The following is a 17,021-nucleotide window of genomic DNA, read 5'->3' on the forward strand; positions in this document are numbered from 1 at the left end:
CTTCTATTTTTAACTTTTAAAAAATAGGAAAATATTTTACTACAAGGTTGTAGTAATGAATTATATAGAATTAAAAAGCTAATTTGTGGATTCTCTCTCTATAAGATGTGTTTCTATCACTTCAGTTTTATAATTTTCCTCTTCGTCTTCTTCTAATTCCAATCGGTCAATAAGCATTTTTGCCGCTTTATTGCCCATTTTTATTCCATTTTGACTTACAGTTGTAATAGTTGGCGTAGAATATTTTGAAATAATCCCATCCGTAAAAGCAATTACTGCAAAATCTTCAGGAACGCTTAAACCAATTTTACTGGCTGTCTTTATACAAGTTACGGCAAAAAGTTCATTTACGGCGAAAACTGCATCAATGGCCTTGTCTTCCAATAATTTTCCAATAATGATTTCGCATGTATCAATATCTTCAATTTTGATAATTAGGTTTTCGTCGAAAGGGATGTTATTGTCTAATAATGCTTTGGTATACCCATCGGTCCTTAGTTTACCTACACTTACATAATCTACGGTGGTGACTAATGCTATTTTTCTCTTGCCTTTGTCTATTAAACTTTGAACGGCTTCGTAAGCTGCAGATTTGTCATCAATAATAACTTTGTCACAAAGAATATCGTTAGTGACACGATCAAACATTACAACGGGCATTCCTTGATTTATCACCTCGGTAATATGATGAAAGTCTCCTTTTAATTGGGTTTCTTTAGAAAGAGACATAATAAATCCATCGATACTTCCATTAGCTAATAGTTCCATATTAAGGACCTCTTTATCAAAAGAGTCGTCAGAGAGACATATAATTACACTGTACCCATATTCATTGGCAACTTGTTCGATCCCATTGATAACGGTCGAGAAGAAATGATGTACTATTTCAGGGATAATGATCCCGATTGTTTTTGTCTTTCTGTTTTTTAGGCTTAGTGCAATGTTATTAGGTTTGTAATTGTAAAATTTAGCAAAAGCTTGCACTTTTAACCTAGTCTCTTCTCCAATTTCCAAGCTATTTCTAAGTGACTTTGAAACGGTTGAAATGGAGACGTCCAGTTCTTTTGCAATTTGTTTAAGTGTTACTTTTCTTTTCATGGATCAATTAAGGAATTATTTGGTATTCATAATAAAAATCTGTTTTAATATAATTTATGGCAATTTAACCCTTATAAAATTAAATAAAGTAGAAACTTTTCAACACTATCACGTTTTCGTAACCCAATATAAAAGTGACTTTGTCGAGCACGTTAAAATTTACATAAATTTAACGCTCGAAGTATAAGTAAAGTTCAATAAAAACAAATTAATTTAAACAAAAAGTATGAAAACAATTTATAAAAAGTTGTTATTTTTAGTACTGCTATTGCCTTTTAGTATTCTGGCTCAGAATACTCTTAATGGGACAGTTCTTGATAAAATATCAGGACAACCAATTCCTGGGGTAAATGTAAATGTACAAGGCGCTATTAATGGCGTTTCCACTGATTTCGACGGTAAATTTCAATTAGTAAATGTGAAGAAAGGCGATAAAATCGTTTTTTCTTTTATTGGATATAAAAATATCGTTGTTAGTTATGCTGCTCAAAAAGCACTGACAGTTTCTTTAGAAGAAGATGAAAATCAATTGAAAGAAGTTGTTATCCAAGTAGGTTATGGTACTGTTAAGAAAAAAGATGCAACTGGAGCCGTAACTGTTTTATCAGCAAAAGATTTTAACAAGGGGCCTGTAACTTCTGCAGATCAAATGATTCAAGGAAAAGTAGCTGGTTTACAAATTATTAATGGTGGTGGTTCACCTGGAGTTGACCCGGTTATTAGAATTAGAAGTGGGTCTTCACTATCAGCAAGTAATGATCCATTATATGTAATTGATGGTGTGCCAGTTGCAAATGGTGGTGTAGAGGGTGGTAGAAATCCATTATCTACTATTAATCAAAATAATATTGAATCTATTTCAGTATTAAAAGATGCTTCTGCTACAGCAATTTATGGATCACGTGCTTCTAATGGTGTAATCATTATTACTACTAAAAAAGGAAAAGCAGGAGAATTGCAAGTTTCTTATAATGGTAATCTTCAGGTTTCTGAAATTACTAAAAAAGTAGATGCATTATCAAGTACTCAATTTAAAGAGTTTGTTGCAGCAAATGGAAATGCAGCTCAACAAGCACTTGTAGGTACTGCAAATACAGATTGGCAAGATGAAATTTATAGAACAGCAATTGGAACGGATCATAATGTTGCCTTAAGTGGTGGTGTTGATAATGTAGTGTACAGAGCTTCTGTAGGATATGCTAATTTGAATGGAATTTTAAAAAGAGATAATATGCAAAGAACTTCTCTTGGGGCTAATGTTACTGGAAATTTCTTTGATAAACATTTGAAAATTGAAATAAATAATAATACATCTGTTATAAAAAGTAATTACAGTACTACAGGTGCTGTTGGTGGAGCGGTTAGCTTTGATCCTTCACAACCAGTTAGAAATGCTGATGGTACTTATTTTCAATGGCAAACTTCTCCTACTGAAATCAATCAATTAGCGGGAGTTAATCCACTTTCTCAAATCGAACAACAAAACAACTATGGTAGTTTCTATAGAAGTATTGGAAACGTTCAGTTGGATTATAAATTGCATTTTTTTCCAGACTTAAAAGCCGTAGCTAATTTTGGATATGATCAAATGACTGGAACTGGATATGGTAATACAGCGGCAGATTACCGTAATGGGTTTTCAGGTTCAGGATATAACAATACGTATAAAAATTTAGAGTCTCGTGATAATAAATTAATGGACTTGTACTTGAACTACAATAAGAAGGTTGAGTCTATTGATACACAATTTGATGTGACAGGGGGATATACGTACCAAGATTTTAAAGAATCAAAAAACAAGTCTTCTTATAATTTTGAAAGAGGAGTGACTAATAATGAGTTGTTTACGCCAACACGTATCAACTTGCAATCGTTTTTTGCAAGAACAAACATTACCATTGCAGATAAATATTTATTGACAATGTCTTTGAGACGAGATGGTACATCTAGATTTACAGAGAATTACCGTTGGTCAAACTTCCCAGCAGTTGCTGTGGGATGGAAATTAAACCAAGAGAACTTCTTGAAAGATGTGGAAGCTATTTCTAGTCTTAAATTAAGAGGAGGTTGGGGTATAACGGGACAACAAAATATTGGTAAATCGTATCCTTCAATTCCGTTGTATTTAGCGTCTAATAATGCTGCTCAATATCAAATAGGGGATACTTTTTATACTACTTATAGACCAGAGCCGTACAATAGCAATTTGAAATGGGAACAAACAACAACAGTAAACGTTGGTCTTGATTTTGGATTGTTCAATAATAGAATAACAGGTAGTGCTGATGCTTATCAAAGAATTACTAAAGATCTATTATTGTTTACTTACAATCCGGCTTTCTTTGGTTTCTCAAATCAAGACAACTATAATATTGGGACAATCGACAACAAGGGAATCGAGTTAGCTGCTGAAGTTATTCCAGTGAGAAATGATAATTTTCAATGGACTATTGGTGGGAATGTAACTTTTCAAGATTCTAAAATCACTAAATTAACTACGACTCAAGACAACACTCCTGGTATAACTGATGTGGGGTCAATTGACGGAGGTACAGGAAACTACATTCAAAGTCATCAAGTTGGTTATGCGCCAAATTCATTCTTTGTTTATGAGCAAGCGTATGGAGCCGATGGTAAACCACTTGAAGGCGTTTTTATCGATAGAAATAAAGATGGTATCGTTAATGAAAGTGATAAATACCGTTTTCATAAACCAGCAGCTGATGTCTTTTATGCTTTTAATACAAGTGTAACTTATAAAAACTGGGATATGGGAATGAACTGGAGAGGTTCATGGGGTAATTATAATTATAACAACGTAGATTCTAATAAAGGGGTTTATAATAATGTTTTAACGAGAAATACCGATTTAAATAACGGAGTTGCTAACCTTTTAGAAACCGGTTTTACTAAATCAAATGATTTTCAATTGCATTCAGATTATTACATCCAAAATGCTTCATTTATCAGATTGGATAATGTGAGTGTTGGATATACTTTTAATCAAAAAGAAAATGCTACATCATTAGTTAAATTAACATTATCTGCACAAAACATTTTAACAATCACTAAGTATGATGGTTTAGATCCAGAGATTTCTGGAGGTATTGATAAAAATTTATATCCTAGACCAATCACATTTACGTTAGGTTTAAACGTTAATTTCTAATACAAATAATAAGAAAAATGAAAAATATATATAAACAACTATTGGGTATTTCTTTGTTACTGTTGGTCCTTACATTTCCATCATGTACCAATGATTTAATCCAATCTCCAGACAACGGAGATTCGGTTTCTGGTGATGAGTTTTTCAGCACGCCGGAATCGTATAAGCAAAATTTGGCCAAACTATATGCAGGTTTTGCCACTTCAGGGCAGCAAGGTCCTGCAGGAAAACCTGATATTTCAGGAATCGACGAGGGAACAAGTCAATACATTAGAGGGTATTGGATGATGCAGGAATTAACAACTGATGAGGCAGTTATAGGATGGAATGATGGAACTATTAAAGATTTTCATTCACAATCATGGACATCTTCGGATAGTTTTATTAACGCTACTTTTGCTCGTTTCTCTTTTCAAATTGTGAACTGTAACGAATTTTTGCGCCAAACTACTGATGAGAAATTGGCAGCTAGAGGTGTGGATGCAACTTTAAAAAGCGAGATTGCTACTTACAGAGCTGAAGCCCGTTTTTTGAGAGCAATGACGTATTGGCATTTGATTGATACATTTGGTGCTGGGTCATTAGTTACCGAAGATTCTCCAACTAATTTTTACTATCCAGATTATGCTACTAGAGCAGAATTATACAAATTTGTTGACGAAGAATTAACTGCAATAGCAGGGCAATTAAAAGCGCCAAAAACAAATGAGAAGTATCGTGTAGATCAAGCTGCTGATTGGATGTTACAGGCTAAATTGTATATGAATGCAAAAGTATATATTGGTGTAGATCATTATGCTGAAGCAGTGCCGTTAATTACTAAAATAAATGGATCAGCATATAGTCTACATGCAAATTACAACCAATTGTTTTTTGCTGATAATGATAAAAATGGAGCTCAAAACGAATTCATTTTTGCCATTGCATTTGATGGTATTCATACCCAAACGTATGGGGGAACAACTTTCTTAACTCACGCTGCAGTAGGCGGTTCAATGAATGCTGCACAATTTGGTATTAACGGTGGTTGGGCAGGAATAAGAACTACAGCTGCTTTTGTAGATAAATTTGACGCAAATACGACTGATACACGTGGACAATTTTATACAGACGGTCAAACTAAAGAAATAAAAGATTTAGGAACTTTTACGGATGGATATGCAATTCAAAAATTTAGAAATGTTGATGTCAACGGAGTACAAGGTTCTGATAAATCTGGAGATTTTTCAGATTCAGATTTTCCTATTTTCCGTTTAGCAGATGCATATTTAATGTATGCTGAATGCGCCGTTAGAGGTGCAGCAGGTGCTAATATGGTTACTGCAACAACATACGTTAACGCTTTACGTACAAGAGCAAAAGGAGCAACAATTTCTGAAGGTGATTTAAACCTGAATTTTATTCTTGATGAAAGAGCAAGAGAATTGCACTGGGAAGGACATAGACGAACGGATTTAATTCGCTTTGGTAAATTTACTGGTGGAGCTTATTTATGGCCTTTTAAAGGTGGAGCCGCTAGTGGATCTCCAACACAATCGTATAGAAATTTATTCCCGATTCCTGCAACTGCATTGGCATCAAATCAAAAGTTACAACAAAATCCTGGATACTAATAATTTAAAAAATATATAAAATGAAAAATATAACTAGATCAATAATTGCTTTATTTGCGGTAGTTGCTTTGTCATGTAGCGTTGAAGACGTTCAAGATAGACCAGTTATCGAAGGTGTTGATTCACCTGTTTTAACAGCTCCAACAGACGGGGTGGCTTACATATTGACTCCAGAAAATGCAGCTGCACAAGCGGAACGTTTTACTTGGAAATCAGCTAATTTTGGAGGAGATGTTCAAGTGAACTATGTAGTCGAAATGGACACTAAGGGGAATGAATTTAAAACTCCTAAAGAAATAGGGAGTGCTTTGCCTTCTGATAATCAAGTTTCGGTATCAGTAGAATCAATGAACGGTGCTGCATTGGCACTTAATGCTACTCCATTTTCTCCTTCTGAAATGGAAGTTAGAATTAAAGCAACTGTAGGAACAACAAATATGTTTTCTAATGTAATTGGAATTGTTGTAACTCCTTATACTACCGAAAGCCCTAAATTATGGGTTCCAGGAGGATATGCAGAAGCTTCTGGTTACGCTAAAGATTGGGATCCTGCTTCATCTCCTAAATTAGCTGCTTCGGGTTATGGAAAGGTTGATTTTGAAGGGTACATTAATTTTAATGATGCTAATGCTGAATATAAATTTACTAGCGCTCCTGCATGGTCACAACCAGGAGAATATGCTGCTGGAGCTACACCAGGAACATTATTGTTATCTGGACCTGATAATCTTAAAATTCCTGCTGCAGGATTTTATAAAATGGAAGTTGATACTGAAAAATTAACTTACAAAGCCACTAAACAAGTTTGGGGAATTGTAGGTAATGCTACACCAGGAGGTTGGGATGCTGATACGCCAATGACTTATGATAAAGTTACAAAAAAATGGACTTTGATAGCTACTTTAACTACTCAATCAGCTCCAGATAATGGAATGAAATTTAGAGCTAATAACAATTGGGATTATAACTTTGGTGATACTGGAGCCGATGGAACTCTTGAAGGTGGAGGTACAAATATTGGAACTACTGCTGGGACTTATTTGATTACTTTAGATTTAAGTAACCCTAGAGCTTATACTTATACTATGGTTAAACAATAATATTTTTTAATATTTGAAAAGGCTATCTTTACGGTAGCCTTTTCTATTAAAACCAAAAAACCATGAAGAAATTTTTACTTTTATTATTACTTTTTTTAATCTCCTCATTAAGTTTTGCGCAATTTACTAGTAACCCATCACCTGCAATCGCAAATGGAATCGTTACTCTTAATTTTAATAAAACAGGAACTACTTTAGCTACTTATTCAGGGACAATCTATGCGCATATTGGATTGACGGTGAATGGAACAAGATGGCAAAACGTGAAAGGTACTTGGGGAAATAATACTACACAACCCAAATTAATTTTGGTTTCTGGAACTACTTATAAATTAGATTTAACACCTGATTTATATACCTATTTCGGTGTTCCAACGACAAGCTCTATTACTGAGATATGTGTGGTTTTAAGGAATGATGCTGGAAATATGCAAACCGCTGATACTTTTTTTAATGTGGGAGCCTTTCAAGCGACATTGACCTCTCCAACTGAAAATAGCTCAACAATAATTTCATCAGGTGGAAGTTTGAGTATTACCGCGAATAATACAGGTGGGAATGCAAGTTATAATTTGAAATCAAACGGTTCAAGTATTAATACCAATATAAGTACCTCTAATTATACTTTCAATCATAATAATATAACTGCAAACCAGAATTATGTATTGGAAATTACGCAAGGAGCCACTTCAGTTTTAAAAAAGTTTTCGGTTATTGTAAATCCAGGAGCAGCATCTGTGGAAATGCCTTCGGGATTATTAGATGGAATTAATTATAATTCAACAGATCCTACAAAAGCGACATTAGTTTTAGATGCTCCATTGAAGGATTTTATATATGTTGCGGGGACCTTTAACGATTGGCAACCTAATTCTAATTATGCAATGAAAAAGGATCCAGTATTAGGAAAATTCTGGTTGGAATTGACCGGATTAGTTTCTGGAACGAATTATAGTTACCAATATTGGGTGGGTGAAACAACCCCAATTGCCAATTCTCCAGCATTAGTAAAAACAGCTGATCCTTATTCGACATTAGTTCTTTCTCCTTATGACGATCCTTATATTCCTTCTTCAACTTATCCTAATCTTCCTGCTTATCCAGTAGGCCAGGAGAGAGAGGTAACTGTTTTACAAACGGGTCAAGCTCCCTACGCATGGAGTACGGCAACTACAAATTTTGTAAAGCCAGAGAAAGAAAAATTAGTTGTTTATGAAGTTTTAGTAAGGGATTTTGATGCAAATAGAAATTTTCAAGATTTGATTAATAAAATTGATTATTTCAAGAATTTAAAAATAAATGCAATTGAATTATTACCCGTAATGGAATTTGAAGGTAATGAGAGTTGGGGTTACAATACCTCTTTTCACATGGCTTTGGATAAGTTTTACGGACCTTCAAATAAATTAAAAGAATTTATTGATTTGTGTCATCAAAACGGAATTGCTGTTATTCTTGATGTAGCTTTAAATCATGCTTTTGGAAGAAATCCAATGGTAAGGATGTGGATGAATGATCCAGATGGGGATGGCTTTGGAAGCGCAACTGCCGAAAATCCTTATTTTAATACAGTAGCTAAACACAGTTATAGTGTTGGTGAGGATTTTAATCATACTTCTTTATTGACAAAAAATTATGTAAAAAGAGTGGTGAAGCAATGGATTGAAGAGTACAAAATTGATGGTTTTCGTTGGGATTTAACCAAAGGGTTTACGCAAAATTGTACTGCAAATGATGAGTCTTGCACAAATGCGTATCAAGCGGACAGAGTTGCGATTTTGAAAGATTATGCGGATTATTCGTGGAGTTTGGATCCAACACATTATACTATTTTTGAACACTTAGGAACAGATACTGAGGAAAAGGAATGGGCAAATTATAGAATTACTGAATCACCTAGTAAAGGGATAATGATGTGGGGAAAGATGACTGATCCTTACAATCAATTGACTATGGGATACAATTCTAATAATGATATTTCTAGAATGAACAGTACGGCTCATGGATTTACTAAAAATAGATTGATGGGTTATGCTGAAAGTCACGATGAAGAACGATTGATGTATAAAAACATACAATATGGGGCTAATCTAAATGGTTATAATGTAAAAACACCAAGTACTGCTCTTACTAGAATGTCAGCTTTAGGTGCGGTTACATTATTAGTTCCAGGACCAAAGATGATTTGGCATTTCGGAGAATTGGGTTGGGATTTGTCCATTTTTTCTTGTAACAATGGAACAGTAAACACTTCTTCTGATGCAACGGCTGGAGATTGTAAACTAGATACTAAACCACAACCACAATGGGTTAATAATTGGTTAGGGGATGCTGGCAGAGGTAAAATCTATACAGATTGGGCTAAAATGATTGCTTTAAAAATAAATGAACCCGTTTTCGTAGGTACTGCAACTATGGCTAGTGGGACTTCGCTGACTCCAAATATTAAGATTACCAACAGTGCTTTGGCATCGACTCAACTTAAAGATGTGTTAATTTTGGCTAATTTTGACCTGTCAGCTCAAAATGTAGCAACGGGCTTTCCATATACTGGAACTTGGTATAACTTGATGGATAATACTTCTATTAATGTTACAAACGTTAGCGCTACAATTAATATTCCAGCTGGAGAATTTAGAATATACGGAAATAAAGTGGCTGCTTTGGCAATTGCTAATTTCGAACATAAGGATAATTCAATTTATTTGTATCCTAATCCAGTCGAAAATTACTTTACACTCAACAGTGATGTAACTAAAGTAGAAATTTTTTCTATTACAGGACAATTGATGAAGAGTTTCAAAACGAATAAAAATGCTACTTTTCAATATGGGGTAAGCGATTTAGGTCAGGGAATATATGTTGTTAAAGCGCATACCGAAGAGAATCAAGTGAAAGTAATGAAGTTTATTAAAAAATAATTAAGTTGTTTTGGTTTGTTTGAAAAGCTGTTCTGAAAAGACAGCTTTTCTTATTTATAAAAAAAGCGACTTCATGAATGAAGTCGCTTTTTGCTATAATAAAAATTATAAAATTAAATTTTGCCGTTTTTTATTTCATCCACAATTTCAGGATTTAATAATGTAGAGGTATCCCCAAAATTAGAATAATCTCCTTCGGCTATTTTACGAAGAATCCTTCTCATAATTTTTCCTGAACGTGTTTTGGGTAGACCAGAAACAAATTGTATTTTATCTAACTTGGCAATTGGACCAATTTGATTTGAGATTTGTTGGTTGATTTCTTTCATCAAATTTTCTCTGTCGCGAGATTCCCCTGATTCTTTTAGAATAACATAACCATATAATGCATTTCCTTTTATGTCGTGTGGGAAACCTACAATAGCGGACTCAGCAACTGCTGGGTGCTCATTGATGGCGTCTTCAATAGGAGCTGTTCCTAAGTTATGACCAGATACAATAACTACATCATCTACACGACCCGTAATTCGGTAATACCCTACTTCATCACGTAAAGCACCATCCCCGGTAAAATATTTGCCTGGAAAGGCTGAAAAATAAGTTTCTTTATAGCGTTGATGATCGCCCCAGATCGTTCTGGCAATTCCTGGCCAAGGAAATTTAATACATAAAGATCCTACTACTTGATTGTCTTCAATTTCATTTCTTTTTTCATCCATTAATACCGGTTGAATTCCGGGTAATGGTAACGTGGCATAAGTTGGTTTTGTTGGGGTAACAAATGGGATTGGTGAAATCATGATTCCTCCCGTTTCTGTTTGCCACCAAGTATCTACCACGGGACATCTTTTATCTCCTACATGATCATTATACCAGTGCCAAGCTTCTTCATTGATTGGTTCTCCAACTGAGCCAATTACTTTTAAAGATTTAAGTGGGAATCGTTGTACATAATCTAAGCTTTCTTTTGCCAAAGCACGAATTGCGGTAGGAGCTGTGTAAAATTGATTTACTTGATGTTTTTCGATAATTTCCCAAAAACGACTAAAGTCAGGATAGGATGGTACGCCTTCAAATATAACTGTAGTTGCGCCATTTAGTAATGGTCCGTATAGAATGTAAGAGTGTCCGGTTATCCAACCAATATCTGCGGTACACCAAAAAACATCGTTCTCTTCATAATTAAATACATTTTTGAATGTGTAAGCAGTATAGACCATATAACCTGCGGTAGTATGTACCATTCCTTTTGGTCTTCCAGTTGAGCCAGAAGTATAAAGAATGAATAAAGGATCTTCGGCATCCATTATTTCAGCAGTATTGTTATCTGATGCTTGATCTAAAAGGGGTTGTAACCATTGGTCGCGACCTTCTTTCATTTTTATATCCGTTTTGGTTCTTTTTACCACTAACACTTTTTCGACACAAGTAGTGTTTATTAAAGCCTCGTCAATAATCCCCTTTAAGTCAATTGTTTTGTTACCACGATATCCACCATCTGACGTAATTACCATTTTGCAATCACTGTCATTTATTCTAGTTGTTACAGCTGAAGCCGAAAACCCTGCGAAAACAACAGAATGAATGGCTCCAATTCTAGCACAAGCCAGAGTGGTAATAGCTAGTTCAGGAATCATGGGTAAATAAATACACACGCGATCCCCTTTTTGAATGCCTTGATCTCTCAACACATTTGCCATTTTACAAACACGTTGATGCAATTCAGTATAAGAAATATGTAATGCTTCTTCTTTTGGATCATTAGGTTCAAAAATGATAGCCGTTTTATCACCCTTTTTTGCAAGATGTCTGTCGATACAGTTTTTAGTAATGTTTACTTTTGCATCTTCAAACCATTTTATTTCGGCTTCAGCCATATTAAAATCGACAACTTTACTCCATTCTTGGTACCAAGTGAAGTTTTCTGATGCGATTTTGTCCCAGAATTTTTTAGGTTCACGAACTGATTTTTTATATTCTTTAAAGTATTCTTCTAGGTTATTTATTTTGTAACGACTCATTTTTGTAATTTTTAATATAGTTAGTGTTATTTTTTATTATAAATGCCAATCTCATATTTTATTAAAATAGCATCGATTTCCTCAACTATAGCCTCGTCGTCTATAGTAGATGGAATTTGGAAAGAATCACCGTCTGCAATACTACGCATTAATTTTCTTAAAATTTTCCCCGAACGTGTTTTGGGTAATCGTTCTACAATCACTACGTTTCTTAATGATGCTACTGCTCCAATTTGTTTTCGGACTAATTTTATAATTTCCTGCTCTAATTGAAAATGTTCAATATCTTCATTTGACTTTGTAACTACAAGAGCTAGAGGTATTTGTCCTTTTAGTGCGTCATTTATTCCTATTACTGCACACTCAGCGACGGATTGATGGGATGAAACAATTTCTTCCATTTCAGAAGTGGATAGGCGATGCCCTGCTACATTTATAACATCATCGACTCTTCCAGTGATAAAAATGTAACCATCATTATCTTTGTAACCACCATCTCCAGAGAAGTAATATCCAGGAAATTGGGTTAAATAACCCACTTTAAATCTAGGGTTGTCATTCCATAAATCAAGTAAGGTTCCAGGAGGTAAGGGTAATTGTATAACTACATATCCTTGTTCATTTGGGCCAACTTCAATTCCTTCCTCATTAAATATTTTAATGTCATACCCGCACACTGCTTTACCTACCGAACCCGGTTTAACTGGTAATTGTTCTATTCCCATCATGTTAGCTATCATAGGCCAACCCGATTCTGTTTGCCACCAATGATCAATCGCGGGAACAGATATGTGTTTTGAATACCATTCTAAAGTAGCAATATCACAACGTTCACCAGCTAAAAATTGTGTTTTTAAAGAACTTAAATCGTATTTTTTTATAAAATCGCCATTAGGATCTTCTTTTTTGATAGCTCGAATTGCAGTAGGAGCGGTAAACATGGCATTCACTTTGTGCTCTGCAATAATTCTCCAAAAAGTGCTTGCATCTGGCGTTTTTATAGGCTTTCCTTCGAAAATGACAGTAGCATTTCTATTGATTAAGGGGCCATAAACAATAAAACTGTGACCCACAACCCAACCCACATCTGAGGCCGCCCAAAACACTTCATCTTTTTTTACATTATAAATGTATTGCATTGAAAATTGCAGTGCTACAGCATAACCACCAGTATCTCTTACCACTCCTTTCGGTTTTCCCGTTGTTCCAGATGTGTATAAAATATATAATGGGTGTAAAGTATTTACAGGAATACAAGGGGTCTCTTCTGAGCCATACACTAAGGCATCATAATCAACATCGTATTTTTTAAACGGAACTTTAGCGCCTAATTTTCGATTGAATACAATTACTTTTTTAGGTCTATGTGATGCTAATTCAATTGCTTCGTCTACTAATGGTTTGTAGGTTATGAGACGGTCGATTTCAATTCCTGAAGAAGCAGTAATAATTAGTCTAGGTTTACAATCATCAATTCTAATTGCCAATTCGTGCGGAGCAAATCCGCCGAAAACAACCGAATGTGTTACTCCAATTCTGGCACATGCTAGCATTGCAAAAGCGGCCTGAGGAATCATAGGCATATAAATTATAGCCGTGTCTCCTTTTTTTAATCCTAATGATTGCATGCCTCCAGCAAGTTTGGCAACTTCTGTTTTGACTTCTTCAAAAGTATATTTTTTGACTGTTTGAGTTACAGGAGAGTCATAAATTATTGCCGTTTGATCTCCATAGCCATCCTGTATGTGTTTGTCTAATGCCAAATAACAAATGTTCAGTTCCCCATCTTTATACCAAAGCGGGTAGCCCTTTTCATCTTTTGATAAAATTATTTGTGGTTTATTGTACCACTCAATAGTATCTGCTTGTGCTGCCCAAAATTCTTCGGGCCGCTTAATGCTTTTATTATAAAAATCGTTGTAATTCATGATTTGGTTACTTCTAAATTATTGCAATAAATCGTGTACTTGTTCTACTAATTTTTTTAATGAAAAGGGCTTGACTACATATAAATTAGCACCTAATGAGAGGCCTTTTTCTATGTCTTTTTCTTTGTTTTTTGCAGAAAGGAATATCACTTTGCAATTTTGTAATCGATCATCTTTTTTTATTTGTTCTAATGTGGCAAAACCGTCAACCAGTGGCATCATTACATCGAGAATGATTATGTCTGGTAGTTGGTTTTGTAAAATGTCTAAGGCTTCTTGACCGTCACGTGCTATGAAAACTTCAAAATTATTTTTTTTGAAAGTATACTCCAAAGACATAACAATATTAGGTTCGTCATCTACAATTAAAATTTTCTTCATGGCAGTGTAGTTTCAGTAGTATTGTAATTAGGTAATGTGAAAATAAAAGTGGCCCCATCGGTCTTTGTCTTTTTGGCCCAAATTTTCCCTTTGTGATGTTCAATTATTTGTTTGCAAATGGCTAGGCCTAAACCACTTCCAATGGGTTTTTTGACATTTTGGTTTCTAGATTGATAGAATTTATCAAAAATAGCTTCAAAATCTTCTTCTTTAATTCCTTTGCCATTATTGTGAATTTGGACTTCAATAACATCTTTATTTTCGACTATAGTAATGGTAATTTCCCCTTCTTTTTCAGGGCAAAATTTTATAGCATTCGATAATAAATTGTGAATTACTTGAACAATCCGTTCTTCATCATAAAAGGCTTTTATTTCTTTTTGAGCTTGATGAAATTCTACCTCAATATTCTTATTTTTTATCAATTGTTTTACCGATTCTATAGTATTTTTTATTGTTTTAGAAATGTTGTTTTTTGATAAATACAGTTTTTGTTTCCCAGTTTCAAATTTCTCTAAATCCAGAATTTTATCGATTAAACGATTCAATCGATCGGACTCGGAAATAATATTTTGCAAAAATCGTTTTTTCAATTCTTCTGGAATGTCTTCGTCATCATGAAGGATTTCACTTGCAGCTCGAATGGCTGTAATTGGTGTTCTTAATTCATGTGTGACTGTATCAAGAAATTCATCTTTTTGAATGTCTTTATTTATTAATTCTTGATTGGCATTTTTTAACTGCTGGGATATTTTTTTTAATTCATTCGAAGTATCCGTTAGTTTTTTATTGATGATAATATTTTCTTTTGACTCTTCTAGAATTCGAAGTACTTCTGGCAAACTGATTTTGTCTTCTTTAATTACACTTGATATTAAAATTTTGGCGGAAGCCGTACCAATATGACCCGTTAATAAGTTTTCAGCAAATTTTATAAATCGAGCATCGGCTGTTGTAATGTTTTTATCGATATTGTATTTTAAATTAAAAATAGTAAGTGCACGTTTGGTTCTTTCTTCACCCAGGAAACGTTGCAACACTTTTTGAATGTCTGATATGTATGCCGTTCCTTTCCATACAAAAGCATTCTCATGATTGGTGATGTATTTGTCAATATCGACAAACATTTCGGCATAATTGCGTTCTCTGTAATTTCCTTTAAAACTTACAGAAATGGCAGCATAGCTCATTAAGTTGAATAATAAACTCCAAAAAACTGCATGCGGAATGGGGTCTAAATAATTTAATCCAAAAAGCTGGAATGGTCTCAGTAGTCCAATGCCCCAAGGTCCTTCTTGAATAAATAAGCTGGTCGATTTTGTAATTCCAATAGCATATGGAGCAAGAAGTGTATAACAACAAATAGTGAAACCAAGTATAATTCCAGTTACAGCACCATTTTTAGAACCTCTTTTCCAGAATAGAGCACCAAAAAAAGAAGGGGCTAATTGTGCAATAATCACAAAAGATACTAATCCAATAGATACCAATGTGTAATCCAGAATAAAAATTTTATAGATAGCATATGCCAAAAGGATAAGTAAAAAAATACCTATTTTTCTACTGTTTAGGATTCGTTTACTGTTTTTTTCTTGTAAAGAATTTTCTAAGGAACCTATGAATCCATAAGGAATTAAAAGATTGTTGCTGAGCATCGTAGCTAAGGCGATAGATGAAACAACAATCATTGATATTGCCGCCGAAAACCCACCAAGAAATACTAATACAGTAAGCGTACTATTATTGAAAAATTGAGGGATTAATAAGGAATACGTATCTGAATTTAACCCTTGTCCTTCAAATAAAATATTTCCTCCCCAAGCAATTGGGAATACAAAAATATTGAAAAGTAATAAGTACAATGGAAATAACCAAATCGCTGTTCGAATATGAGTTTCTTTATTGTTTTCAATAATTGCGGTATGAAACTGTCGAGGTAATAGAAAAATAGCAAACATGGATAATACACAAAGAAAAAACCAATTAATGCTTTCACTCAACCCGCCGATAGAATTTTTTTGCTCAAAATTTTCAAGAATAGCTGCTTTAGTGTAAATGTCCCCAAAACCATCATAAACAAAATAGGTTACGTAAATCCCGATGATCAAAAAGAAAACTAATTTTAATATGGATTCGATAGCTACTGCCGTTACTATTCCACGTCTTTTTTCAGAGGCATCTACATAGCGCGTCCCATAATAAGAAGCAAATAATGCCAAAGCAAGACAAACATAGGTAGTGGTATCATTGAAAATATTAGAATTTGATTGTGTTTTAGTGACAATATGAAAAGTATCTGAAATCGATTTTAGTTGTAAAGCGATATAGGGAACAATCCCAAAAATGCAAATCAAGGTAACTAATGCTCCTAGAAATCTACTATTCCCATAACGAAGGGAAATAAAATCGGCAATACTGGATATTTTATTCACTCTTGAAATTCGGATAATTCTCTTGAGGATAATCATCCAAGTGGGTATAATTATGATTGGACCTACATAAATTGGTAAATAACTTAATCCTGAATTTGCAGCAAGACCTATACTGCCATAATAAGTCCAAGCAGTACAATAGACAGCTAGTGAAAAGGAATAGATGTAGGGATTGTTTGTCCATTTAGAGTGGCTTCTTTTTTCTGCCCAATAGGCAATATAAAAGAGTATGGACACATAAAGTGCTAAAATAAATAAAAGACCTATACTACTCATAATATTTTTTTATGATTAGAAAGGTTATAGCAATTGAAAAAAGCCAAGCCGAAAAAATATAGATATACACGATTGGAAAGCC

At 34.1% G+C, this 17,021-nt stretch carries 9 protein-coding genes; 4 read left to right on the forward strand and 5 right to left on the reverse strand.

The genetic code is table 11. From position 1 onward, the window contains the following. Positions 1–78: 78 nt before the first annotated feature. Positions 79–1,098 (reverse strand): LacI family DNA-binding transcriptional regulator, encoded by a 1,020-nt coding sequence (locus AB3G33_RS05535; protein WP_367773241.1) that lies wholly within the window; start codon positions 1,096–1,098, stop codon positions 79–81. Between the two features lie 226 nt (positions 1,099–1,324). Between AB3G33_RS05535 and AB3G33_RS05540 the strand changes: the two genes are divergently transcribed. The 4 genes from AB3G33_RS05540 to AB3G33_RS05555 all read left to right on the forward strand — a co-directional run bounded on the left by AB3G33_RS05540 (position 1,325) and on the right by AB3G33_RS05555 (position 9,901). Next, positions 1,325–4,267: a SusC/RagA family TonB-linked outer membrane protein gene (locus AB3G33_RS05540; RefSeq protein ID WP_367773243.1), complete on the forward strand. Its 2,943-nt coding sequence runs from the start codon at positions 1,325–1,327 to the stop codon at positions 4,265–4,267. A gap of 17 nt (positions 4,268–4,284) precedes the next feature. Continuing rightward, positions 4,285–5,880: a RagB/SusD family nutrient uptake outer membrane protein gene (locus AB3G33_RS05545; RefSeq protein ID WP_367773245.1), complete on the forward strand. Its 1,596-nt coding sequence runs from the start codon at positions 4,285–4,287 to the stop codon at positions 5,878–5,880. 20 nt (positions 5,881–5,900) lie between these two features. Beyond that, entirely contained in the window at positions 5,901–6,980 is a 1,080-nt protein-coding gene (locus AB3G33_RS05550) for a SusE domain-containing protein (protein WP_367773247.1), read from the forward strand. A 62-nt stretch (positions 6,981–7,042) separates the two neighbouring features. Beyond that, entirely contained in the window at positions 7,043–9,901 is a 2,859-nt protein-coding gene (locus AB3G33_RS05555) for an alpha-amylase family glycosyl hydrolase (RefSeq protein WP_367773249.1), read from the forward strand. A gap of 113 nt (positions 9,902–10,014) precedes the next feature. On the opposite strand, the gene acs is transcribed toward AB3G33_RS05555, so the two are convergent. Genes acs through AB3G33_RS05575 form a run of 4 tightly spaced genes read right to left on the reverse strand, consistent with a single transcriptional unit; the run spans position 10,015 to position 16,939 of the window. Further along, the gene (gene acs / locus AB3G33_RS05560) at positions 10,015–11,922 is read right to left on the reverse strand and encodes an acetate--CoA ligase (RefSeq protein ID WP_367756809.1); all 1,908 of its coding nucleotides are present in this window, start codon (positions 11,920–11,922) and stop codon (positions 10,015–10,017) included. A 26-nt stretch (positions 11,923–11,948) separates the two neighbouring features. Continuing rightward, entirely contained in the window at positions 11,949–13,850 is a 1,902-nt protein-coding gene (locus tag AB3G33_RS05565) for an acetate--CoA ligase (protein ID WP_367773251.1), read from the reverse strand. Positions 13,851–13,868: 18 nt separating this feature from the next. Next, a complete protein-coding gene (locus tag AB3G33_RS05570) occupies positions 13,869–14,231 on the reverse strand; it encodes a response regulator transcription factor (RefSeq protein ID WP_367756813.1) in 363 nt (120 codons plus the stop codon). Beyond that, the gene (locus AB3G33_RS05575; RefSeq protein WP_367773253.1) at positions 14,228–16,939 is read right to left on the reverse strand and encodes an ATP-binding protein; all 2,712 of its coding nucleotides are present in this window, start codon (positions 16,937–16,939) and stop codon (positions 14,228–14,230) included. The genes AB3G33_RS05570 and AB3G33_RS05575 overlap by 4 nt, the downstream gene beginning before the upstream one ends. Between the last annotated feature and the right edge of the window lie 82 nt (positions 16,940–17,021).

The organism is Flavobacterium sp. WC2421 (assembly GCF_040822115.1).
GTDB lineage: Bacteria > Bacteroidota > Bacteroidia > Flavobacteriales > Flavobacteriaceae > Flavobacterium.